The sequence below is a fragment of the Georgenia subflava genome (assembly GCF_009193155.1).
GTDB classification, from domain to species: Bacteria; Actinomycetota; Actinomycetes; order Actinomycetales; family Actinomycetaceae; genus Georgenia; species Georgenia subflava.
The window spans coordinates 201,843-223,354 of record NZ_VUKD01000004.1 but is presented as its reverse complement, the minus strand read 5'-3'; the positions used below and the strand labels follow the sequence as shown (position 1 = coordinate 223,354).

The window sequence follows — 21,512 nt, the reverse complement described above, 5'->3', positions numbered from 1 at the left end:
CGACGCGGGAAATCCGCATACGGCCGGGGACCATCTCGGGGGCCGCGTGGTCGGCGACGCCTCACACGGCCGGAGACCAGCCGATCGCAGGGCCGGCGTGCTCGGCGATACCTCACACGGCCGAAGACCAGCCGATCGCAGGGGCGACGTACTCGGCGATGCTCTGGAGCAGGTGCAGGTTGTACTCGACGCCGAGCTGGTTCGGCACGGTGAGCAGCAGCGAGTCGGCAGCCCGGACCGCGGCGTCCTTGGCGAGCTCGTCGGCGATGACGTCGGGCTCGCCGGTGTAGCTCTTGCCGAACCTGGCCCGCACCCCTTCCAGCAGGCCGACCTGGTCGTGCCCCTCGACGGCGGCGGAGGCACCGAAGTACCGTCGGTCCAGGTCGCTGACGAGCGGGATGACGCTGCGGCTGACCGACACGCGGGGCTCGCGCTCCCACCCCGCCTCCTTCCAGGCCTCGCGGTAGACGTCGATCTGCTCGGCCTGCAGCTCGTCGAAGGGCACGCCGGTGTCCTCTGTCAGCAGCGTCGAGCTCATGAGGTTCATGCCCTGCTCGGCCGTCCACCGGGCGGTACCGCGGGTGCCGGAGCCCCACCAGATCCGGTCGGGCAGTCCGGGAGACTGCGGCTGGACGTCCAGGACACCTTCGGCTCCGGTCATCCGCGGGTTCGCGCGTACCACCGGTGCCCCGCCGATCGCGGCGCGGAACACCTCGGTGTGCGCGCGGGCCATGTCGGCGTCGCTCTGCCCCTCGCCGGGCACGTAGCCGAAGGACTCGTAGCCGTGCAGCGCAGGCTCGGGCGACCCGCGCGAGATCCCGAGCTGGAGCCGCCCGCCGCTGATGAGGTCGGCGGCGGCCGCCTCCTCGGCCATGTACAGCGGGTTCTCGTAGCGCATGTCGATGACCGCGGTGCCGATCTCGATGCGCGACGTGCGCGCACCGACCGCCGCGAGCAGCGGGAACGGCGAGGCCAGCTGGGGCGCGAAGTGGTGCACCCGGACGTACGCGCCGTCGATGCCGAGCTCCTCGGCGCCGACCGCGAGGTCGATCGTCTGCAGCAGCGCGTCAGCCGCGGTGCGGGACTGCGACCCCGGGATCGCCTGCCAGTGCCCGAAGGACAGGAAGCCGATGCGTTTGCGGTGCGTCGCCGTCGTCATGCGTCAACCTCAGCAGCAGTTGCCCCTGTGCACCAGTTCGGCGCCATGGCGAGCGTCACCGCCCGTGCGACGTCACCTCGCCCGCGTTCGCCACGTCGGGCGTGCCGACGGCGTCCGGCTCCCCGGCGACGTGGTGGCGCCGCTCGAGCGCGGCCCCCTCGACGTCGACGTCGGGCAGGATGCGGTCGAGCCACCGCGGCAGCCACCATGCCCGGTCACCGGCGAGGTGCATCAGCGCCGGCACGATGAGCATCCGGACGACGAAGGCGTCGACGAGGACGCCGAACGCGAGCCCGAAGCCGATCGGCCGGATCATCGCCATGTGGGAGAACATGAACCCGCCGAAGACCGAGACCATGATGATCGCGGCAGCCGTGACGACCGCCCGCCCGGCGCGTCGGCCCTCGATGACCGCCGCGCGCGCCGGGGTGCCGTGGACGTACGCCTCCCGCATGCCCGAGACGAGGAACAGCTGGTAGTCCATGGCCAGACCGAAGAGCACGCCGATGAGGATCGTCGGCAGGAAGCTCAGCACCGGCCCGGGCTGGTGGACCCCGAAGATCTCCCCGAGCCAACCCCACTGGTAGATCGCGGTGATCCCCCCGAACGCCGCGAAGACGGACAGGATGAACCCGCCGGTGGCGATGATCGGGACGAGGATCGAGCGGAAGACCAGCACGAGGATGATCAGCGAGAGGCCGATGACGACGGCGAGGTACGTCGGCAGGGCGTCCGCGAGCTTCTCGGAGATGTCGATGTTGCCGCTCGCGGCCCCCGCGACGCCGAGCTCGACGCCGGGCTCGCCGGTGATGCTCAGCCCGCGCAGGGTGTGGACGAGCTCCTCGGTGGACTCGCTGCTCGGCCCGTCCGCGGGCACCACCTGGAACGCCGCGATCGTCTGGTCCTGCGAGGTGCCGATCGGCGCCACGGCCACGACGTCGTCGAGGGCCGCGATCTCCTGCCCGACGGCGACCTGGAACGCCGCCACCTCGGTACCCGCGTACCCGTCCGGGACGTCGGTGACCACCAGCAGCGGGCCGTTCTGGCCGGCGCCGAACTTCTCTTCGACCACCGAGTACGCCTGGTACTGGGTGGAGTCCACCGGCTCGGAGGACCCGTCCGGCAGGCCGAGGCGCATGTCGAGCGCCGGCAGGGCGATGACGACGAGCGCGGCGATCCCGACGACGAGCGAGAGGATCGCCGCCCCGGTGGACATCTCGCGCACGGCCTTGGTCCTGCGTACGTGCTGGCGCGCCCCACGCTGGCGGCGCGGCAGCACCCGACGGCCCACGAGCCCGAGGAGTGCCGGCATGAGCGTGATGGCGACGAGCACGGCGACCGCGATGCAGCCGGCGGCGACGGTCCCCATCAGGCCGAGGAAGTCGATGCCCGTGACGTTCAGGGCCAGCAGCGCGATGAGCACGGTGAGACCGGCGAAGACGACGGCGTTGCCGGACGTGCCGGTGGCGAGGCCGATGGACTCGTGGAGCTCCATGCCGTCGCGGAGCTGGCGCCGGTGGCGGTTGAGGATGAAGAGCGAGTAGTCGATGCCGACCGCGAGGCCGAGCATGAGGCCGAGGACGGGCGTCACGCTGATCATCTCGACGGTCCCGGACAGAGCCATCGCGCCGAGGGCACCGACGGCGACGCCGACGAGGGCCGAGACGATCGGCAGCCCCGCCGCCACCAGCGTGCCCAGCATGACGATGAGCACCACGACGGCGACGGCGAGCCCGACGATCTCGGACGCGCCGGCGATGTTCGCGACGCTCTGGGTGATCTCGGACGAGAAGTCGACCTCGACGCCGTCGACCGGGTTGTCCTCGAAGGCCTCGACCACCGACTCCTTGGTCTCGGCGAGGACCTCGTAGGTGGGCTCGGCGAACTGGACCGTCGCGGTGGCGGCGGAGCCGTCCTCGGAGACCGTCCGGATGCCGCCGGCCAGGTCGAGCTGGGCGGCGCCGAGCTCGAGCTCCTCGCTGCCGGCCTCGAGCTCGGCGGCCTGCCTCTCGAGCTCGGCCGCCTGGGCGTCGAGCTCGGCACGGGCCGCGTCGAGCTCGGCCTGCTGGGCGTCCAGCTGGGGCTGCGCCTGGGCGAGCAACCCGGCGGCGTCGGCCTGGGCGACGGCGGCGTCCAGCTGCGCCTGGCCGGCGTCCAGCTGCTCGCGGGCCGCGTCGAGCTGCTCCTGGCCGGCCGCGATCTGCTCGCGGCCGTTCTCGATCTGCGCCCGGCCGTCGTCGATCCGGGCCTGCTGCTCGGCGAGCTGCGCCTGGACGGCGAACGGGTCGACGACGGCGTTGACGCCCTCGACGCCCGAGACCTCGTCGAAGACGTCGACGAGCTCCGCCCGCTGGGTCTCCGAGAGCTCGGTGCCGTCGGTCGTGTGCAGGACGACGGTGCCGGTGCCGCCCGCGGCGTCGGGGAACTCGGCCTGCAGCCGGTCGGTGACCTCCGCCGTCGGGGTCCCGGGGATGGTGATGGCGGTGGTCAGCGTGCCGCCGAACGCGGCGAAGGCTCCCCCGACGGCGACCAGCACGACGAGCCAGGCCGACACGACGAGCCAGGCACGTCGCGCGGCGAACCGGCCGAGCCGGTAGAGCAGTTCAGCCATGACGGGGTCTCCTCGGGGTGGCGCCGGGCGCGGCGCGACGGGCGGGCGAAGCGGATGACGATTATCCGGATAGCGACGTTACCCGCCTGAGCGGATAAGTTGCATCCGCCTACGTGTGTACGATCCGCCACATGCCGACAGACACGCCGGGGCCGTCCGGCCGGCGTCCCCTGCGCCGGGACGCGGAGCAGAACCGGCTCCGCATCATCAGTGCCGCCCGCGAGCAGTTCGCCGCGCACGGGCTCGCGGTGGGCCACAACGACATCGCGCGTCACGCGGGCGTCGGCGTCGGCACCGTCTACCGGCACTTTCCCGACCGGGCGCCTCTCGTCCAGGAGGCGTTGGGTGACGAGGTCGCCCGGCTGCTCGACGTCGCCGACGAGGCGATGGCCACCGAACCTGCGTGGGACGGTCTGATGCTGCTCGTCTCGCACGTCGCAGACCTGCTCGCGGCGAACCTCGGCCTGCGCGACGTCGCACTCGGCCCGGGGCAGCTCTCGAGCGACTTCGACGAGGTGGCCGACCGGGTCCGGGGCCACCTCGAGCACCTCCTCGAGCGGGCGCAGGCGGAGGGCTCGGTGCGGCCGGACGTCACGCCGCAGGACCTGACGATGCTGTACTTCACGATCACCGAGGTCGCCATGCACGCGCCGGCGAGCGCCTCCCGGGCCTACCGGCGCTACCTCGCGATCTTCGCCGACGGGCTGCGCGCCACCGGCTCCGACGCTCCCCTGCCCGCACCGCTGAGCATGTCCGACGCCGAGTCGATCGCCCGTCGCTGGACGTCGCGCCCTTAGCTCGGCGCGATCACTCGGGCCGGATGTCGACGTCGTGCTCGCCGGTGGTGACCTCGACGTCGTGCGTGGCCCTGTCGAGCAACCGGTCCGCGAGGTGGCGCAGGGCGCGGGCGACGGCGACCTCCTCGCCGATGCGCGGCACGTCCGGGTCCCGCGGGCTGCGGTGGCTGCTGCCCGTCGTCTCGGTGCGCTCGCTCGAGTCCGTCACGAGCGCGACGCGCGCCCTGGTGTCGTCCGCCGTCTCGAAGATCGACACCCGGATCTGCCACTCGCGCACCGGGTTCGCACCGGCGGCGGGTGCCGGCCCTTCCGGACGCTCCCCGCCCGGCTGGACCACCGCGCTCGGACCGGGGAAGAAGGTCCCCTCGTGCCCGTCGCTCCAGCGCACGACGTAGGGCGGTGCGCCGTCGGCTCCGCGCACCTCGATGATCTCGCCGTCGCGCGCCGGTTGCCCCACCTGCTCCCCGGCGAGGACGATGTGGTCTCCCTGCTGGGCCCTCATGACGCCTCCCTGGTCCGTCGGTGACTCCAACTCTGGCGCGGAATCGTCGCCGGCGGAAGGGGGCTCGTGGACCTCCTGGCGGCCCTAGCGCGCGCGGACCGCGCCGAGGATGGCCTCGGCCAGGTCGAAGGGGCGGGAGAACATCGGCCAGTGCCCGGTCGGCATGTCGACCAGCTCCACGTCCGCGCCGAGGAGCTCGGCGGCCCACGGCTCGCCGGCGTCGATCGCGTCGCGCAGCACGCCGGCGGGGATCGTGCAGCACACGACGGTCACCGGTACGTCCTTGCGGCGCTCGTCGCGCAGCCGCACGGCCGAGCGCGCGACCCCGGCCGGGTGGGCGACGGCCCGCTCCCGGAAGAGTGCGAGGCCGGTCTCGTCGATGCCCTCGTAGCTCTCGCCCCGCTCGGTGAACTCCGCCCAGGTGGGCAGCGGCAGGTCGGCGACGTCGGCCGGCAGCTCCGGCATGATCGCGGCGCCGTCGGCGAGCGGGCCGGAGTCGACGTACACCACGCGCCGGATCCGGGTCGGGTCGGCGTCGACGACGGACTGGACGACGGCGGCGGCGCCGCTGTGACCGACGAGGACGACGGCACCGTCCAGGCCCGCGACGACCTCGCGGACGGCGGCGACGTGGTCGTCCAGCGTCAGGCCGACGCGGTCGTCACCGGCCGACTCGAGCCCCGGCAGGGTCACCGGGTGGGTGCGGACGCCCTTCTCCTGCAGGTGCGGGACGACGTCGTCCCAGGCCCAGGCGCCGAGCCAGAAGCCGGGGACGAGGACGACATGAGCTTCCGTCGCTGTCATGCCCCAAGCGTGCCGCCTCCGCGCCGCGCCGTCGAGGCACGACGTGGTGGGGACGGCGTGTCGGCCACCGCCCGGACCCGGGCTCCGCCGTCGGCGCCCGACGGCGGAGCACCCTCGAGGGTGCGGCGTGGCGCATCATCCGGCCCGACGGCGGAGCACCCTCGAGGGTGCGGCGTGGCGCGTCATCCGGCCCGACGGCGGAGCAAACCTCGAGGGTGCGGCGGCCCGCATCATCCGGCCTCGGCGGTGACCTCCACGCGGCGGTTGAGCGCCCGACCCTCGTCCGAGTCGTTCGAGGCGACCGGGTGGCTCTCGCCGCGTCCCTCGGCCGTGACGGGCAGGTCGGACGACCGCTCGAGGAGGAAGGCGCGTACCGCCTCGGCACGGCGCTCGGACAGGTCCTGGTTGTACGCGTCGGTGTCGACGTCGTCGGTGTGCCCGACGACCGTCACCGACGTCGGGGACAGCTCCGTGAGCCGTTCGGCGATCGACGTCAGCCCGTCCTCGGCGCGTGCGGTGAGCTCCGCCGACGTCGGCTCGAAGAAGACGTCGCCGGCCAGAGTGAACGCCTGCTTCTCCTTGCTCGCGTCCGTCGTGACGGCACCGTCCGTGCTGCCGGTGCTCGCGATGAGTGGGTTCGCCGGTGCGGCCAGCGGGGCGCTGCTGGCGACGAGGTCGACGACCGGCGCGACCGCGACGTCCGCGGTGGCGGGCGGCAGGCCGAGCAGCTCGGTCTCGGGGGCGGCGGTCGCGGTCGCCGCGTCGCTCGGCGTCGCCGCGTCGGTCGCTGCCGTTGCGGGTCCGGCGAGGCTCACGACTGCGAGGCCGGCGGCGAGGAGGACTGCCGGGGCGCGGCTCATCGGGTGAGCGGGACGTCGGTGAAGGCGCCGGCGCCGGGGATCTGTACGGTGACGGTCTCGACGTCCTCGGGCGGCGCCGCGAACATGGTGGTCAGCACGAGCTCCTGGCCCGGGTCGACGAACTTGCCGCCGAGGTCGACGTTGCACGCACAGTTGCCGGCGGCGTCGTAGGCCGCCCGGTACATCGTGCCGTTCGTCGTGTCGACGACCGAGACGCCGTCCGTCGTCGAGCCGTGGATGGTGTCGCTCTCCTCGCTGCGCGTGCCGTCCTCGTCCAACGGGGTGGTGTAGAGGCCGTCGTCGAAGTAGTCCGAGATCTGCCAGTCGTTGTCGTCGCCGACGTTGCGCACGGTGAAGACGACGGTCATGACCTCACCGGCGGCGGAGACGCTGTTCAGGTCGATCTCCACGGGGATGGACCCGTGCGAGGTGGACCGGGTGGCGACGACCGGAAGGTCGGCCGGCACCGGCTGCGGCTCGGCGTCCGGGCCGGCAGATGCCTGGAGGTCCTCGGCGACCTCCGCCCCCGCCGTGGCCGTCTCGGTGGCAGACGTCGCTCCTGCGTCGTCGCCGCTCTCGCTGCTCGTGCACGCGGTGAGCAGGGTGGCAGCGGCGACTGCCGCCAGGACGGTGCGCAGGCGCGCGGACATAGTTCTCTCCATGGCTCGAGCTTGGGATTACGGACGTGACGCTATCCGAACTCGTCCCCGGGCCGGCTCGCCGTCCGCCAGGAGGGACGGCGAGCCTCGCCTCCGCCGGGGCGTCGGGACCTACGACCTCCGCCGGGCGTCGGGACCTACGACCTCCGCCGGGCGTCGGGACCTACGCCGGCGGCGCCGCGTCGACGCGGTCGAGGAAGGCGAGCACCCGCTCCTCGAGCAGCTCGGCCGCCTGCTGGTCGTAGGCGGGCAGGCTGGAGTCGGCGAAGAGGTGCTGGTCACCGGGGTAGACGAACAGCTCGGCGTCGTCCGTCGACGCCACGAGCTCGCGGGCGGCGTCGATGTCGCCCTCCTCCGCGAACGAGGGGTCGCCCTCCTTGCCGTGGACCTGGACGGGCACACCGGCAGGCCAGCGTCCGTCCCCGAACTCGCTCGTCGGTACGCACGAGTAGAGCAGCAGAGCCCCGCGTGCACCGGGTCGGGTCTGCGCGAGCTCCTGCGCGGGGATGACACCGAGCGACATGCCGATGTAGACGAGCTCCTCCCCCAGCGCCTCGGCGGCCGCCCGGCCGCGCCCGGCGACGACGTCGAACCCGACCTCGCGGGCATGGTCGACGCCCGCGTCGAGGTCGTCGAACACGCGGCCCTCGTACAGGTCCGGGACGTGGACCCGGTGGCCGGCCCCGCGCAGCCTCTCGGCGAACCCGTGGACGCCGGACGTCAGACCCTGCGCGTGGTGGAACAGCACGATCTCAGCCATCTCGCTCCCTCTCGCTCCCGTGGGCGCCCGGGCGACGCCGACGGGGACATCCTCGTCCCAGGTGGTGACATCCGAGCGCCGCGCCGCTCGGCGCATCACGTTACGACCACGCACCGCCGGCGTCGAGAGGGTCGCGCCGGACGAGCACCAGCCGACCGCCCGTGCCCCGCACGGCGAAGCCGTCGCCGACTCCGCGCCCGACCGGTCCTTCCGGCCGGCCCGGACGGTCCTACGCTCCTTCCGGGCCGGCCCGGACGGTCCTACGCTCGGCTCGACGAGCACCGGTGCAGCTTCGAGGAGCGGACGATGGCACACCACGAGAGCGTCGACGGCTACATCGCCACCTTCCCCGGCGATGTCCAGGAAGTGCTCCAGGAGGTCCGGCGCACCATCCGGGAGGTCGTGCCCGACGGCGAGGAGACGATCAGCTACGGCATCCCCACGATCACGGTCGGCGGGAGGTACCTGGTGTACTTCGCCGGCTGGAAGCACCACATCAGCCTCTACCCGCTTCCCCACGGCGACGAGCAGCTCCAGCGCGACCTCGCGCCGTACATGGCCGGCAAGGGCACGGCGAAGTTCACGTTGGGCGAGCCCGTCCCTTACGACCTCATCGAGCGGGTGACGAGGCGCCTCGCCGACGAGCGGAACAGCGGGCCGGCATAGCAACGTCCTGGCAAGGGACCGCCGGCCAGGCGACAGGAGACCGCGTGCGCGGGGACCATGTGGCCGCGAGCGCTGAGACGCAGTGGTTGCGAGGGGCCTCGAGCGCTCAGACACAGTGGTTGCGAGGGCCGCGACCGCCACTCGCGCGTGCGAGCCGGCAGCACCGGGCGCACGCTGGTGGTGCCACTCGGGAGGGACAGGACGATGCCTAAGACGAACAAGGACGGCTCGGCCAAGCAGAGCGAGCTGCCCAGCACGCTGGAGAAGTCGGAGGACAAGGCGCAGCGCACCTTCGCCAAGGCGCACGACTCCGCCGCGGAGTCCTACGGCGAGGGCGAGCGCGCCAACCGCACGGCGTACGCCGCGCTCAAGCACTCCTACGAGAAGGTCGGTGATCACTGGGAGCCGAAGGACGAGCCGGGCCCGTCGGACACCAAGGCCGAGGGGACGCGCGGCTCTCCCGGGGAGACCGCCGGCGGCGTGGACGCCAACGCCTCCAAGGAGCACCTGTACGACCTCGCCAAGCGCCTTCAGGTCGAGGGGCGCTCGACGATGACCAAGGACGAGCTGGTGGAGGCCATCCAGAAGGCCAACGAGCGCGAGACCCGCCGGAACCGCTGACCGCCCGGCAGCACCCGCCGGGCGCTCCGACCGTGTCAGCCAGGGCCGGCTACGGCTCGCGACGGACGAACGGTTCGGGTGCCGGCACGGTCGAGAGCAGCCGCCGGGTGGTGGTCAGCCCCCACTCGTCCAGGTCGGCGATCCGGTCCGAGCACGAGCGCAGGCCGCCGTAGCGCTCGATCACGGCAGCCCACTCCTCGCGCAGCACGAACGAGGGGCGCGCCACGAGACAGTCCGGGTCGTTGACCCAGAACCGGCCGTGCTGCCAGGCGCGGGCGACGACGGCTGGGGCACCGCGCAGCCCCCGCGAGCCGTCCTGCCCCTCGGGGTGGAAGGTGTCGGGCGAGACGCGCATCGCGTCGACCAGCCCGACGCTGGGCAGGATCGGTGCCCCGCAGCCGAGCAGGTAGGCGTCCGGGCCGGCGGCCTCCCGGATCAGCGCGAGCCCGGAGGCGTAGGCGGCGACGGCGGTCTCCGGGCCGTGCCGAGTGCCCGGCACCGCGCCGGCGTAGAGGAAGTCCAGCTTGAAGTAGTCGAAGCCGGCTGAGCGCAGCGCGGCGAACACCTCACGCAGGTAGTCGCGCGCACCCGGGTGCGTGAGGTCCAGGCCGTGGAGCTGCTGGTCCCAATTCGTGCCGGCGTCGCCCACCAGCCAGTCCGGGTGCTCCCGGGCCAGCTCGCTGTCCGCGCCGACGACGAACGGGGCGAGCCAGATCCCGGCGCGCCGACCTGTCGCACGGATCCTGTCCGCCAGCCGCGTCAGCGAGGTGAACCGGGCCGAGAGCGTGGTCCAGTCCCCGATGCCCGCCTGCCAGCCGTCGTCGATCTGGACCACGTCGACCGGGAGCCGCGCGGCGGCGAGCGCATCGAGGTTCTCCAGGACGTCCCGCTCGGTGACGTCCAGGAAGTACCGGTACCAGGAGCACCACACGGTCGGTGCGGGTCGGGGCACCCCGCCCCCGGCGCCCGTGGCGAACCGGTCACCGAACGCCGCGAGTCCCGCTGCGCCGTCGTCCGCGGTCCGGACCGTCACGGGCCCGTCGCTGGAGACCAGGAGGCGTCCCCCGACGACCTCGGCCCGGACGGTCGGCACCTCGTCCCGGGCGTCGTCGGCGCCGTAGACCCGCGCCGGCTCCCCGGTCCCCGGCTCGACCACCAGCAGGCCGGACGCCTGGAAGCCGGCCGCGGGCAGCTCCGTACCGGGGCGGAAACGCATCAGGTGCTGCCACTCCAGCGCCGGCCGGGCCGACGTCTGCCCGACGTCGTACCAGGCGGTGGGGCTCCACGACTGCCAGCCCTCCTCGTACACGCGCCCGTGGTCGGCCGAGACGGCCACCTCGTCGACCGGTTCGAACCTCATGTCGCTCCCGTCACAGCTGGATCGGCAGCGGGACGACGGCGCCGCCCCGTTGCGCGGAGTCTCGCGCGGCAAGCGTCAGCTCCAGGGAGGCGACGTTGTCGGCGGCGGAGTTCGACGGCTCGCGGTCCTCCACGACGGCGCACATCAGCTCGCCCATCACACCGGCGAAGCCGTCGACGAACCAGGCGCCCTCCAGCGCGTAGCGCGTGGTGGTCTCCCCGCGCTCGAGCTCGAGGTGGTCGCGGCCGAGGATGCTGCCGCGCAGCGTGCCGTCGGTCCCGTGCACCCAGAAGGGGCAGGACGGGTGCCTGGTCCGGACGTCGCCGACGATCCGCAGCAGGGCGCCCGCGCCGTCGGTGCAGCGCACCTCGACCGAAGCCGACCAGGGATTGCGGGCCGCGGCCGGCTGCCCCGGCACGCGTGCGTCGTCGGCGCGCACCGTGGCGACCTGCTTGCCGCGGAGCCAGCACCGGGTGATGTCGACCCAGTGCAGCAGGTAATCGGTGACGAGCATGTGCGGCACGTCGTCGAAGGGGGTGCCGGCCAGCGGCGGCAGCGGCTTGTCGTGCAGGTGGGTCACGCCCACCACGTCGCCGATCGCGCCGTCCTCGATCAGCCGGGTGGCGAGCCGCCACTGCGGCGCCCACCGCCCGTTCTGGTTGACCGCCACCCGCAGCCCGCGCCGCCGCGCCTGCGCGAGCAGCGGCCGCAGGCCCTCGACGTCGAGCGTCAGCGGCTTCTGGGCCAGCACGTGCTTGCCCGCGGCCAGCGCCGCCGCCACGTGCTCCAGCCGCCCCTCGGCGGGGGTGGCGATGTCGACGATGTCCACCTCGGGGTCGGCGAGCAGCTCCTCGACGGAGGCGTGGACCTTCCGCACGCCGGGGAACCGCTCCGGCACGGTCTCGGTGGTCTCGCGTCGCCGGCTCCAGACGCCCACCACGTCCACGTCGTGCGCGGCGTACGCGGGCAGGTGGGCGGTCTGTGCGATCTGCCCGCAGCCGAGGATCGCGACGCGGGGAAGCGGCCCGTCGGGGAACCTCGGACCGTAGCTCGGCACCGTCCCGGAGCCCCACGCCACCCCGGGGCCCGGTGCCGTCCCGGAGCCCCGCGCCACCCCGGAGCCCGGCGCCGTCCCGGAGCCCGGCGCCGTCCCGGAGCTCACCGGCCGATCCGCTCGTTGACGGCGGTGGCCCCGAAGACGAGGTCCACCACGGTGCGCGTCATGCCGATGACCGCGGCGTCCTGCCCCAGCGCCCCGAGCGTGACCTCCAGGTGCCGGGTGGCCCGCGGCAGGGTGCGCCGGTAGAGGGTCTCGCGCACCCCGCTGAGCAGCGGCGTCGAGGCCAGGTCACCGCCGAGGACCAGGACGCCGGGGTTGACGAGGCTGACCACCGCGGCGACCACCTGGCCGATGAGCCGGCCGGCCTCGCGGGTCAGCCGGGCCGCGGCGGGGTTGCCCTCGGCGAGCAGGGCCCGCACGTCCCGGCCGGAGACGGCCGGCACCCCGAGCGCGGTGAGGTCCTTGGCCACGGCCCACCCGCTGGCCGACGCCGCGAGGCAGCCGTGCGAGCCGCACCGGCACAGCGCGTCGGGCTGGTCGACGAGGCGCACGTGCCCGATGTCGCCGGCGCCGCCGTCGATGCCGCGGAACAGGCGGCCGTCGACGACGATGCCCGCGCCGATGCCCGTGGAGACCTTCACCAGGACCAGGGCCGGGCTCCGTGGGTGGCGCACGGCCTGCTCGCCGACCGCCATCGCGTTGGCGTCGTTCTCTACGGCGGCGGGCACCCCCAGCGCCTCCGAGAGGTGGTCCCCGACCGGGTAGGCGTCCCAGCCCGGCATGATCGGGGGCTCGCTCGGGCGCCAGGTCGCCGGGTCCACCGGGCCGGGTAGGGCGACGCCGACGCCGCGCACGGCCCGCCCGCCGACGGCGTCGCTCTCGAGCAGCTCGCGGGAGGCTCCCACGATGGCGTCGAGGGTGGCCTGCGGGCCGGCCTGGACGCTGACCGGCAGGTCGGCATGCGTCAGGACGGTGCCGGCGAGGTCGGTGACGGCGGCACGGGTCCGGGTCGTCTCCAGGGCCGCGACGACGACCACGCCGTGGTCGGAGTTGAACTCCAGGCCCCGGGGACGACGTCCGCCGGTGCTCTCGTGCGGGCCGGTCTCCCGGAGCAGGCCCTCCTGGAGCAGCGGCGTCAGGCGTTGCGCCACCGTCACCCGCGACAGCCCGGTCAGGGCCTGGATCTCGGCGCGGGTGCGGGCGCCCTCGCGCCGCACGAGCTCGAGCAGGTCGCCCGGGCCGGGTGCGAGCAGCGCCGCACCGTCCGTCCCGGCCGCTGCACCAGCGGGGCCGGCCGCCGCGCCGCGCGGGACGGCCGCCGCTTCACGCGAGGCGCCCGCTGCGCCATGCGGGACGGCAGTCGCGCGGCCCGCGCGCCGTGGCGTCTCCGCCGTGCCGTCGGACATGTCTCTCCCTCGAGTCCTGTCGCCGCGACCCGAGCTACCGGATCGGCCGGGGGTCGGCGTCGCCCCGGCCCGTCGCAAGGTCTCGTCGACCGGTGAGGGGTGCGACGTCGTCACCGCCCACAACTTTTGTATAACAGATTAGCCTAAGAGGGTAGACCGCTGAACGGAATGGGTTTAGCGTCTGGCAGTACAGGAACGGGCACGACCAACGGCGGTCACCCGACCACGACCAGTGGTCCAGCGGGTCGAAGGATCCCCGCAGGACGCCGCGACCCGCGTGCTCACGACAGAGCGCAAAGGAGCTCGTGATGAACCGCAGGAAGTTCGGTACGGCGCTCGTCGCCACCACGCTCGGTGCGGCTCTGCTCGCCGCGTGCAGCGGCGGGGGCGAGGAGGGCGGCGGGACGGGAGAGACCGCCGGCGAGGGCGGTGCGAGCGGCACCATCACCGTCTGGACGGCGGACACCCTGCCGGACCGGGTCGCGGCGCAGGAGGAGATCAACGCCGCGTTCACCGAGGCCACCGGCATCGAGGTCGACCTGGTCGGGGTGCCCGAGGACCAGTTCAACCAGGTGCTCACCTCCTCCGCGGCGGCGGGCGACCTGCCCGACGTGATCGGCTCGATCTCGCTGGCGCAGACGCGCACCCTGGCGGCCAACGAGCTCAGCGACCCCGACGCCCACGCCGCCGTCATCGAGGACCTCGGCGAGGACACCTGGATCCCGCGCGCGCTGGAGCTCACCCGCGACGGCGACCAGCAGCTCGCGGTGCCCTCGGACTCCTGGGCCCAGCTGCTCTTCTACCGCACCGACCTCTTCGAGGCGGCCGGGCTGGACGCGCCCGAGACCTACGAGGACATCCTCGCCGCGGCGGAGGCACTGGACAGCCCCGAGGTGGCCGGCTTCGTCGGCGCGACGACGCCCGGTGCCGCGTTCACGCAGCAGACCTTCGAGCACATCGCGCTCGGCAACGGCTGCCAGATGGTGGACGACTCCGGCGAGATCACGATGGCCAGCAACGCGTGCGTCGGGGCGTTCGAGTTCTACGGGGACCTCATCAGCAACTACTCGGTGCCCGGCGGGCAGGACGTCGACACCGTCCGCGCCACCTACTTCGCGGGCCAGGCCGCGATGTTCATCTGGTCGACCTTCGTCCTCGACGAGATGGCCGGGCTGCGCAACGACGCGATGCCGAGCTGCCCGGAGTGCGCCGACAACCCCGCGTTCCTGGCCGAGAACACCGGCATCGTGCCGGCCATCCTCGGTCCCGACGGCGACGAGCCGGCCCAGTTCGGGGAGATCACCAACTGGGTGATCCCGGCCACCGCGCAGACCGACGCCGCGGTCGAGTTCGTGAAGTACATGCTCAGCGACGGCTACGTCGACTGGACGGCCATCGCCCCCGAGGGCAAGGTCCCGGTCCGGCTGGGGACCGAGGAGAACCCGACGGAGTTCGCGGACACCTGGGCGACCCTGCCGGTGGGCGTGGACACCGAGGCGCCGCTGACGGACTTCTACGGCGAGGACGTCATCAGCCGGCTGCAGGCCGGTCCCGAGGACATGAACCGGTGGGGCATCACCCAGGGGCAGGGCGACCTCGTCGGCGCCTCGCTCGGTGAGCTCCCGGTCGCGCTGGCCGTCAGCGACGTCACCACCGGCGGGGCGGACCCCCAGCAGGCCGCCGAGGAGGCCGCCGCCGCGCTGCAGTCGATCCAGGACTCACTGGGATGAGCACCTCCAGCGGGGTGGGTCAGGGCACGCCCGGATCCGCCGCCGCCGGCGGGCGCCGGGCCGGGCGGGTCCGGCGCTCGCGTGCCGAGCGTGCGGAGGGTCGGGCAGGGCTCGCGCTGATCTCCCCCACCCTGGTCATCGTCCTGGTGATGGTGATCCTGCCGATCCTGTGGACGATCATGCTGGCGTTCCAGGACATCCGGCTGATCAACCTGAGCACTGCAGGGGTCTTCGGCGAGTACACGCTCTCCAACATCACGGACGTGCTCCTCTCGCCCGGCTTCCTCCAGGCGCTGATCACCACCGTCGTGTACTCCGTCGCCGGGACCGCGCTCGCCATCGGCGGCGGCCTGGTCGCCGCCCTGGCGCTGCGCCGGCCGTTCCCCGGCCGGAGCATCGTGCGGGCGGCCGTCCTGCTCCCCTACGTGGCGCCGATCGTCGCCGCCACGTTCGCGTGGTCGACGATGCTCAACCCCCAGTTCGGCGTCGTCAACCACTGGGGCACCCGCATCTTCGGGTGGGACGAGCCGATCGCCTTCCTGACCCAGCGGGCGGAGGCGATCTCGATCTTCGGCTGGGACCTGAGCGTCCCCATCGCCCTGCTCACCGTCATCGTCTTCGAGGGCTGGCGCTCGTTCCCCTTCGCCTTCCTGTTCATCACCGCGCGGCTGCAGGCCAGCGACGCCAGCCTCGAGGAGGCCGCCAAGGTCGACGGCGCGACGGTGAGCCAGCGCTTCCGGTACATCGTCTTCCCCCAGCTGCTGCCCATCATCGCCACGCTCACGGTGCTGCGGTTCATCTGGACGTTCAACAGCTTCGACGACATCTACCTCCTGACCGGCGGCGGCGCCGGGACCGAGGTCGTCGCCGTGCGGGTGTTCAACTTCCTCACCGCCCGCGGCGACATCGGCGCCGCGGCCGCCCAGGCGCTGGTCCTGGCGGCGATCCTCGCGGTGCTCGTGAGCATCTACCTGAAGCTGGTCACCCGCCAGGACAAGGAGGCGAGATGAGCACCGACGTCGCCGCGCGGCGCCGGTCCGGCGGACCGGACACCGAGGCCCCGCCCCGGTTCTCCCGGGACCGCATCGAGACCCGGGTCTTCGGGGTGCTGCGCTGGGTGGTGATCGCCGTCGTCGCCCTCGCCTGCATCTTCCCCTTCTACTACATGGTGATCCTGTCCTTCCGCGAGCTCGACTCCGTGCTGCGCGACCCCGGCGCCCTCTGGGTGGGGCTGGACGAGATCACCTTCGAAAGCTACGCGGCGGTGCTGCGCTCGACCTCCGAGGGCGGCCAGGGCTTCCTCGTCTTCATGCGCAACAGCGCCCTGGTGGCCCTCGGCACCGTGTTCGTCACCCTGCTGGTCGCGCTGCCCGGCTCCTACGCGGTGAGCCGGCTGGCCTTCTTCGGCCGGCGGCAGATCGGCGGTCTGTTCCTGGCCGTCTACCTGTTCCCGAGCATCCTGCTGGCCATCCCGCTCTTCGTCTTCTTCACCCGCATCGGGCTGCGCGGCGAGCTGCTCGGCCTGCTCTTCGTGTACGTCGCCCAGGTGGTGCCGGTGACGATCTACATGCTCCGGAACTACTTCGACACCATCCCCGTCAGCCTGGAGGAGGCCGCCTCCATCGACGGCTGCACGCGCCTGGGCGTGATGCGTCGCATCAGCCTGCCCCTGGCGATGCCGGCCATCGTCTCCAACGGGCTGTACATCTTCATGATCGCCTGGAACGAGTTCCTGTTCGCGCTGCTGTTCCTCATCGAGCGGCGCGAGAACTGGACGGTGTCGCTGGGCCTGTCCCAGCTCGCCGGCAGCATCGAGATCCCCACGACCGTGCTGATGGCCGGCTCGGTGATCCTCACCCTGCCGATCATCATCGTCTTCTTCGCCACCCAGCGACTCCTCACCGAGGGGCTGACCGCCGGCGCCGAGAAGGGCTGAGGTGCCTCGATGCCCCAGACCGTGCAGTTCACCGCGCCGGGCGAGGTCGAGCTCGTCGACGTCGCGAGCGAGCCGCTCGCGCCGGGAACCGTGCGGGTGCGCACCTGGTACTCCGGGGTCTCGGCGGGCACCGAGCTCACCGCCTACCGCGGCTCGAACCCGTACCTGAGCAAGACGTGGGACCCGGCCCGCCGGATCTTCACCGAGGGAGCCCCCACGTTCGGCTATCCGGTGTCCGGCTGGGGGTACTCCGAGGTCGGCGAGGTCGTCGAGTGCGCCGACGACGTCGCGGACCTGCCGCCCGGGACCGCGGTGTTCGGGATCTGGGGCCACCGCTCCGAGGCGGTCGTCGCCGCCGGGCCGCTCCGCGCCCAGCGCGTCCCGACGGGTGCCGAGGCCATCCACGGCGTCTTCGCCCGGGTGGGCGCGATCGCCCTCAACGCCGTCCTCGGCACCGAGACGAGGCTGGGTGAGTGGGTCGCGATCTTCGGGCAGGGCGTCATCGGGCTGCTCGCCACCCAGCTCGCCCGGCTCAGCGGCGCCCGGGTGATCGCCGTCGAGGGCATCGCCGGCCGGCGCCGGCTCGCGGAAGAGCTCGGCGCGCGGGCGACCGTGGATCCCGACGTCGCTGGTGGTGCCGGTGCCGCCGTCAGGCAGCTCACGGGCGACGTCGGGGCGGACTCGGCGATCGAGCTCTCCGGCAGCTACGCCGCGCTCCAGGAGGCGATCAGGTGCGTCGTGCCGGACGGCCGCGTCCAGGCCGCCGGGTTCTACCAGGGCGAGGCGACCGCGCTGCGCCTGGGCGAGGAGTTCCACCACAACCGGGTCCACATCGTCGCCAGCCAGATCGGCGGCACGCCGCTGCCGCTGGGCCCGCGGTGGAACCACGCCCGGCTCGTGTCCGTGTTCATGGACCAGGTGGCCACGGGCGCCGTCGACGTCGCGCCCCTGATCACCGACGTGGTCGAGTGCACGGACGTCGCGACCGCCTTCCGGACCCTCGACGAGCAGAGCGCCAGGACGCTGCAGGTGGTCCTGCGCTTCCCCGGGGCACCGGCATGAGCGCGGACGAACCGGCGCCGTCGGGCCCGCGCGGCGAAGGGACCCCGGCAGGTCGGGACGAGCTGCGCGCGGACGTCCGTGCCCTGATGGAGGCCCACTGGGACGCGGAGCGCGGCTACTGCGTCCCGAACCCGGACGTGTACCCGCACCTGTGGCTGTGGGACTCGTGCTTCCACGCGATCATCTGGTCCGCGCTGGGCGACGACCGGGCGGTGCTCGAGCTCCGGGCGACGCTCGCCGGCCAGCTCGCCTCGGGCCTCGTCCCGCACATGCGCTACGGCGGGCAGGGCCCGGACACCTGGCTCGGGCCGCTGGCGGACACCTCGTCCCTGACGCAGCCGCCGATGTTCGCCCACGCCGCCCGGGTGCTCGCCGCGGCGGGCACGGAGCCGGACGAGGAGCTGCTGGGCCGCGCGCGCAAGGGCCTGGACTGGCTGTGGGACCAGCGGCGGACCGACCAGGGCCTGGTCTACGTCGTGCACCCGTGGGAGGGCGGCAACGACCACTCCCCCCGGTGGGACGACTGGGGCGCCCCGGGCCGCACCCCGGCGGACTACGACCGGGCGGCGCGCACCGCCTGGAACAAGGACCGCATGCACGACGTCAGCTTCGGGCCGGACGGTGCCGCCCGGTGGTCGACGGCGTTCGTGTCCTGCCCGGCGGCGTTCAACGCGTACGTGGCCTTCAACACCGCCGAGCTCGCGGCGCTGCTCGACGACGCCGAGCTGGCCGAGCGTGCCGCGGTGCTTGCGGAGGCGATCGACCGGCACCTGTGGGACCCCGAGGAACAGCTGTGGGCCGACCTGCCGGTCGTGGGCGGCGGCCCCTCGGCCCGCATCCCGACCAGCGACGCCGCCATGCCGGCACTCGTCACGGCCGACGCCGAGAAGGCCCGGGCGGCTCTCGACCAGCTCGACGACCCCGACCGGTTCGGGGCGGCGTTCGGACCGGCAAACGTGGCTCGCCGGCACCCGGCCTACGACCCCGCCACGTACTGGCGCGGGCCGGCGTGGCCACCGCTGAGCTACCTCTTCTGGGTGGCGCAGCGGCGCTGGGGGCGCGACGCCGCCGCGGACGGGCTGCGGCGGCGCACCGTGGCGGCGACGGTGCGCAGCGGGTTCGCCGAGTACTGGAACCCCGAGGACGGCAGCGGGCTGGGCGCCGTGCCGCAGACGTGGGCCGGGCTGGCCCTGGCCATGACGCCGGACGCACGGGCATGAGCGGCTCAGCGGGCGCCGTCGAGGACGCCGACCACCGCCTCGGCGAGGCAGGCGTGCCCGGCGTCGTCGGGGTGCACGGCGTCGGCCGCCAGCATGCTGGCCGCGTCCCACCCGGCCGCGACGGCGACGCGCACCCCGAAGCGTCCGGCGACGGTGCGCAGCGTCTGGTTGTAGGCGTCGAGGATCTCGTCGGACCCGCGGTCGTGCGGCGCGTGCCCGGTGTAGTCGAGCAGGTACGGCTGGGCGACGGCGACAACCGGCGCGACGGGGTTCGCCCGGGTGACGGCGTCGAAGATGGTGTCCAGGGCACCCGCGTAGGCGTCCAGGGCGGTCGCATCGGCGCCGTGCAGACGGGCGTCGTTCAGGCCGGTCATCACGAGGTACAGGTCCCCGTGGGGAACCCCCTCGGCCGCGAGCCGGGCGGTCTCGGTGCTGAGGGTCCCGCTCACGCCCCGGTTGTCGGTCGTGAGACCCAGGCTCCGGGCGGCCACCTCCACCAGGCCCAGCGAGCGGTCGGAGGTTCCGGTGCCGGCCACCCACGAGTGCCCGTAGGCGACCAGCACGGACATCCCGGGCTCCTCGGTGGCTCGGTCAGGACGGGGCGGCCAGTCTACGGCCCGACCGGGGCACCGCCTGGGGCGCTTCGGGACCCCGGCCCGGCCCACCAGGCGACCCGCGGGCGGTGCGGCGGTTCTCTCCCGGCCACGTCGGGCGCCGGGCCTCGGCTCGGAGCGCGGCGCTCCCGCGGGATGCTCCGCGCCGGGCCTCGGCTCGGAGCGCGACGCTCCCGCGGGATGCTCCGCGCCGGGCCTCGGCTCGGAGCGCGGCGCTCCCGCGGGATGCTCGCCGGGCGGCGGTGGTCGTCGTGAGCGGGCGTCCGGACGCCGACGCCGTGGTGCGTGCCGCCGTCGCCGTCCTCGACCGGAACTGGACCGGCTCCCACACCCTGCCCGCCACCGGGCTGTACCCGCACCAGTGGAGCTGGGACTCGGCCTTCATCGCGATGGGGCTGCGGCACCGCTCCCCGGAGCGGGCGGAGCAGGAGCTCGAGTCGCTGCTGGCCGGGCAGTGGGCGGACGGCCGCATCCCGCAGATCGTCTACGACCCCCGGCGCGACGACGACTACGCACCCGGTGCCACGTTCTGGCGCTCCGACGAGCTGCCCGGGACGCCGTCGGTACCGACCGCAGGGCTGGTGCAGCCCCCGAACCACGCGTGGGCGGCGTGGGAGGTGTACCGCGCCGATCCCGACGCCGACCGGGCGGCCGACTTCGCCCGACGGGTCTACCCACCGCTGGTGGCGTGGCACGACTACCTGACGGGTCGCCGCACTCTCGGGAGGAGCCCGCTCGCGTGCGTGGTGCACCCGTGGGAGTCGGGAATGGACAACTCCCCGCTGTGGGACGAGGCGCTCGCCCGGCTCCCCGACACGCCCCGGCACAAGGTCGACCGGCTGGACCTGCGTCACGCCTCCGCCGGCGAACGCCCCAGCGCGAAGGAGTACGGCCGGTTCTTCTGGCTCGCGGAGCAGTACCGGGACGGCGACTGCCAGGACCGGGACGATCTGCCGTTCCTCCTGGAGGACCCCACCGTCAACACGCTGCTCGCACGTTCGGAGCTGGCGCTCGCCGAGCTCGCGAGGGTCGTCGGTGCGGACCCGGGACCGCACCGGGAGCACCACGAGGAGGTGACGGACGCGCTGGACGCGCTGTTCGAGCCGGCCCTCGGGCTGCACGTCGCGCGGGACGTCACGACCGGTGCGCTCGTGCGGAGGGCGACGGTCTCCGGCCTCACACCGCTGCTGCTGCCCCGGCTGCCCCGCGCGACGACGCTCGTGGCGACGGCGCTCGGCCCGCGGTTCCTCGGCGGCGGCGCGCTGATGGTGCCCAGCTACGACGTCACCGCGGCGGACTTCGACGCCGGACAGTACTGGCGCGGGCCGGCGTGGTTCAACATGACGTGGCTGGTCGCGCACGGGCTGCGGCTGCACGGGGAGCCCGGCACCGCCGACCGGCTCGAGCAGAACCTGCGCGACCTGGCGCTCGAGCACGACTTCCCGGAGTACGTCGACCCGGCCACGGGGGCTCCGCACGGCACCCGGAAGTTCAGCTGGACGGCCGCGATGGCCATCGACGTCGCGGTTCGCCAGGCGACCTCCTGACGGACGGCGATCGCCGTCGCCCTGCTCGTCCCAGAGCCCGGCGCCGTGCACTGCCAGGACGACGACCTCAGACACTCGCCTGCCTGCCCGTTATTGGTGAGAGATCGGTGCGATAGCCGCACCGTTTCCTCACCGATG

20 protein-coding genes are annotated in these 21,512 nt (G+C 73.5%); 9 read left to right on the top strand and 11 right to left on the bottom strand.

The genetic code is table 11. The features are described from left to right. Positions 1-112: 112 nt before the first annotated feature. On the bottom strand, positions 113-1,159 hold the full coding sequence (locus tag GD748_RS14440) for an LLM class flavin-dependent oxidoreductase (protein WP_152195920.1): 1,047 nt from the start codon (positions 1,157-1,159) through the stop codon (positions 113-115). A 55-nt stretch (positions 1,160-1,214) separates the two neighbouring features. Further along, the gene (locus tag GD748_RS14435) at positions 1,215-3,770 is read right to left on the bottom strand and encodes an MMPL family transporter (protein WP_152195919.1); all 2,556 of its coding nucleotides are present in this window, start codon (positions 3,768-3,770) and stop codon (positions 1,215-1,217) included. A 131-nt stretch (positions 3,771-3,901) separates the two neighbouring features. Between GD748_RS14435 and GD748_RS14430 the strand changes: the two genes are divergently transcribed. Beyond that, complete coding sequence (locus tag GD748_RS14430) at positions 3,902-4,567, top strand: TetR/AcrR family transcriptional regulator (RefSeq protein ID WP_152195918.1); 666 nt, start codon at positions 3,902-3,904, stop codon at positions 4,565-4,567. 10 nt (positions 4,568-4,577) lie between these two features. Here GD748_RS14430 and GD748_RS20220 read toward each other — a convergent pair whose 3' ends face one another. The 5 genes from GD748_RS20220 to GD748_RS14405 form a co-directional block, all read right to left on the bottom strand. Continuing rightward, the gene (locus tag GD748_RS20220) at positions 4,578-5,069 is read right to left on the bottom strand and encodes a DUF1918 domain-containing protein (RefSeq protein WP_152815474.1); all 492 of its coding nucleotides are present in this window, start codon (positions 5,067-5,069) and stop codon (positions 4,578-4,580) included. A gap of 84 nt (positions 5,070-5,153) precedes the next feature. Further along, positions 5,154-5,873: an alpha/beta fold hydrolase gene (locus GD748_RS14420; RefSeq protein ID WP_152195917.1), complete on the bottom strand. Its 720-nt coding sequence runs from the start codon at positions 5,871-5,873 to the stop codon at positions 5,154-5,156. Between the two features lie 230 nt (positions 5,874-6,103). Further along, on the bottom strand, positions 6,104-6,733 hold the full coding sequence (locus GD748_RS14415) for an OmpA family protein (protein WP_152195916.1): 630 nt from the start codon (positions 6,731-6,733) through the stop codon (positions 6,104-6,106). Then, a complete protein-coding gene (locus GD748_RS14410) occupies positions 6,730-7,395 on the bottom strand; it encodes a hypothetical protein (protein WP_152195915.1) in 666 nt (221 codons plus the stop codon). The genes GD748_RS14415 and GD748_RS14410 overlap by 4 nt, the downstream gene beginning before the upstream one ends. Before the next feature lie 160 nt (positions 7,396-7,555). Further along, on the bottom strand, positions 7,556-8,152 hold the full coding sequence (locus GD748_RS14405) for a dienelactone hydrolase family protein (protein ID WP_152195914.1): 597 nt from the start codon (positions 8,150-8,152) through the stop codon (positions 7,556-7,558). A 306-nt stretch (positions 8,153-8,458) separates the two neighbouring features. Here GD748_RS14405 and GD748_RS14400 point away from each other — a divergent pair, with 306 nt between their 5' ends. Then, the gene (locus tag GD748_RS14400) at positions 8,459-8,818 is read left to right on the top strand and encodes an iron chaperone (RefSeq protein WP_152195913.1); all 360 of its coding nucleotides are present in this window, start codon (positions 8,459-8,461) and stop codon (positions 8,816-8,818) included. A 204-nt stretch (positions 8,819-9,022) separates the two neighbouring features. Then, the gene (locus GD748_RS14395) at positions 9,023-9,439 is read left to right on the top strand and encodes a ChaB family protein (RefSeq protein ID WP_152195912.1); all 417 of its coding nucleotides are present in this window, start codon (positions 9,023-9,025) and stop codon (positions 9,437-9,439) included. Between the two features lie 49 nt (positions 9,440-9,488). Here the strand turns inward: GD748_RS14395 and GD748_RS14390 are convergent, their stop codons facing one another. The 3 genes from GD748_RS14390 to GD748_RS14380 are packed head-to-tail and all read right to left on the bottom strand — an operon-like array spanning position 9,489 to position 13,265. Further along, positions 9,489-10,799, bottom strand: coding sequence for a glycoside hydrolase family 36 protein (locus tag GD748_RS14390; RefSeq protein WP_152195911.1), 1,311 nt, complete (start codon positions 10,797-10,799; stop codon positions 9,489-9,491). A 10-nt stretch (positions 10,800-10,809) separates the two neighbouring features. Next, the gene (locus GD748_RS14385; protein WP_152195910.1) at positions 10,810-11,961 is read right to left on the bottom strand and encodes a Gfo/Idh/MocA family protein; all 1,152 of its coding nucleotides are present in this window, start codon (positions 11,959-11,961) and stop codon (positions 10,810-10,812) included. After that, complete coding sequence (locus GD748_RS14380) at positions 11,958-13,265, bottom strand: ROK family transcriptional regulator (protein ID WP_152195909.1); 1,308 nt, start codon at positions 13,263-13,265, stop codon at positions 11,958-11,960. Before GD748_RS14380 ends, GD748_RS14385 begins: the two co-directional genes overlap by 4 nt. A gap of 308 nt (positions 13,266-13,573) precedes the next feature. On the opposite strand from GD748_RS14380, the gene GD748_RS14375 reads away from it, so the two are divergent. From GD748_RS14375 to GD748_RS14355, 5 genes are read left to right on the top strand one after another with little or no spacing between them, the layout of a single operon-like run. Next, on the top strand, positions 13,574-14,995 hold the full coding sequence (locus tag GD748_RS14375; RefSeq protein ID WP_152195908.1) for an ABC transporter substrate-binding protein: 1,422 nt from the start codon (positions 13,574-13,576) through the stop codon (positions 14,993-14,995). Next, the gene (locus tag GD748_RS14370; RefSeq protein WP_152195907.1) at positions 14,992-16,005 is read left to right on the top strand and encodes a carbohydrate ABC transporter permease; all 1,014 of its coding nucleotides are present in this window, start codon (positions 14,992-14,994) and stop codon (positions 16,003-16,005) included. The genes GD748_RS14375 and GD748_RS14370 overlap by 4 nt, the downstream gene beginning before the upstream one ends. Beyond that, the gene (locus GD748_RS14365) at positions 16,002-16,931 is read left to right on the top strand and encodes a carbohydrate ABC transporter permease (RefSeq protein ID WP_152195906.1); all 930 of its coding nucleotides are present in this window, start codon (positions 16,002-16,004) and stop codon (positions 16,929-16,931) included. The genes GD748_RS14370 and GD748_RS14365 overlap by 4 nt, the downstream gene beginning before the upstream one ends. Positions 16,932-16,940: 9 nt before the next feature. Next, positions 16,941-17,993: a zinc-dependent alcohol dehydrogenase gene (locus GD748_RS14360; protein ID WP_152195905.1), complete on the top strand. Its 1,053-nt coding sequence runs from the start codon at positions 16,941-16,943 to the stop codon at positions 17,991-17,993. Then, positions 17,990-19,213, top strand: coding sequence for an MGH1-like glycoside hydrolase domain-containing protein (locus tag GD748_RS14355; protein ID WP_152195904.1), 1,224 nt, complete (start codon positions 17,990-17,992; stop codon positions 19,211-19,213). Before GD748_RS14360 ends, GD748_RS14355 begins: the two co-directional genes overlap by 4 nt. A gap of 5 nt (positions 19,214-19,218) precedes the next feature. Here the strand turns inward: GD748_RS14355 and GD748_RS14350 are convergent, their stop codons facing one another. Continuing rightward, on the bottom strand, positions 19,219-19,782 hold the full coding sequence (locus tag GD748_RS14350) for an SGNH/GDSL hydrolase family protein (protein ID WP_152195903.1): 564 nt from the start codon (positions 19,780-19,782) through the stop codon (positions 19,219-19,221). A 296-nt stretch (positions 19,783-20,078) separates the two neighbouring features. Here GD748_RS14350 and GD748_RS14345 point away from each other — a divergent pair, with 296 nt between their 5' ends. Beyond that, on the top strand, positions 20,079-21,374 hold the full coding sequence (locus tag GD748_RS14345) for an MGH1-like glycoside hydrolase domain-containing protein (RefSeq protein ID WP_152195902.1): 1,296 nt from the start codon (positions 20,079-20,081) through the stop codon (positions 21,372-21,374). The last annotated feature ends 138 nt before the right edge of the window (positions 21,375-21,512 follow it).

Excerpts from the sequence above, each read along its gene's own strand:
- GD748_RS14440 (WP_152195920.1), bottom strand. The coding sequence starts at position 1,159 with ATGACGACGGCGACGCACCGCAAACGCATCGGCTTCCTGTCCTTCGGG.
- GD748_RS14435 (WP_152195919.1), bottom strand. The coding sequence starts at position 3,770 with ATGGCTGAACTGCTCTACCGGCTCGGCCGGTTCGCCGCGCGACGTGCC.
- GD748_RS14430 (WP_152195918.1), top strand. The coding sequence starts at position 3,902 with ATGCCGACAGACACGCCGGGGCCGTCCGGCCGGCGTCCCCTGCGCCGG.
- GD748_RS20220 (WP_152815474.1), bottom strand. The coding sequence starts at position 5,069 with ATGAGGGCCCAGCAGGGAGACCACATCGTCCTCGCCGGGGAGCAGGTG.
- GD748_RS14420 (WP_152195917.1), bottom strand. The coding sequence starts at position 5,873 with ATGACAGCGACGGAAGCTCATGTCGTCCTCGTCCCCGGCTTCTGGCTC.
- GD748_RS14415 (WP_152195916.1), bottom strand. The coding sequence starts at position 6,733 with ATGAGCCGCGCCCCGGCAGTCCTCCTCGCCGCCGGCCTCGCAGTCGTG.
- GD748_RS14410 (WP_152195915.1), bottom strand. The coding sequence starts at position 7,395 with ATGGAGAGAACTATGTCCGCGCGCCTGCGCACCGTCCTGGCGGCAGTC.
- GD748_RS14405 (WP_152195914.1), bottom strand. The coding sequence starts at position 8,152 with ATGGCTGAGATCGTGCTGTTCCACCACGCGCAGGGTCTGACGTCCGGC.
- GD748_RS14400 (WP_152195913.1), top strand. The coding sequence starts at position 8,459 with ATGGCACACCACGAGAGCGTCGACGGCTACATCGCCACCTTCCCCGGC.
- GD748_RS14395 (WP_152195912.1), top strand. The coding sequence starts at position 9,023 with ATGCCTAAGACGAACAAGGACGGCTCGGCCAAGCAGAGCGAGCTGCCC.
- GD748_RS14390 (WP_152195911.1), bottom strand. The coding sequence starts at position 10,799 with ATGAGGTTCGAACCGGTCGACGAGGTGGCCGTCTCGGCCGACCACGGG.
- GD748_RS14380 (WP_152195909.1), bottom strand. The coding sequence starts at position 13,265 with ATGTCCGACGGCACGGCGGAGACGCCACGGCGCGCGGGCCGCGCGACT.
- GD748_RS14375 (WP_152195908.1), top strand. The coding sequence starts at position 13,574 with ATGAACCGCAGGAAGTTCGGTACGGCGCTCGTCGCCACCACGCTCGGT.
- GD748_RS14370 (WP_152195907.1), top strand. The coding sequence starts at position 14,992 with ATGAGCACCTCCAGCGGGGTGGGTCAGGGCACGCCCGGATCCGCCGCC.
- GD748_RS14365 (WP_152195906.1), top strand. The coding sequence starts at position 16,002 with ATGAGCACCGACGTCGCCGCGCGGCGCCGGTCCGGCGGACCGGACACC.
- GD748_RS14360 (WP_152195905.1), top strand. The coding sequence starts at position 16,941 with ATGCCCCAGACCGTGCAGTTCACCGCGCCGGGCGAGGTCGAGCTCGTC.
- GD748_RS14355 (WP_152195904.1), top strand. The coding sequence starts at position 17,990 with ATGAGCGCGGACGAACCGGCGCCGTCGGGCCCGCGCGGCGAAGGGACC.
- GD748_RS14350 (WP_152195903.1), bottom strand. The coding sequence starts at position 19,782 with ATGTCCGTGCTGGTCGCCTACGGGCACTCGTGGGTGGCCGGCACCGGA.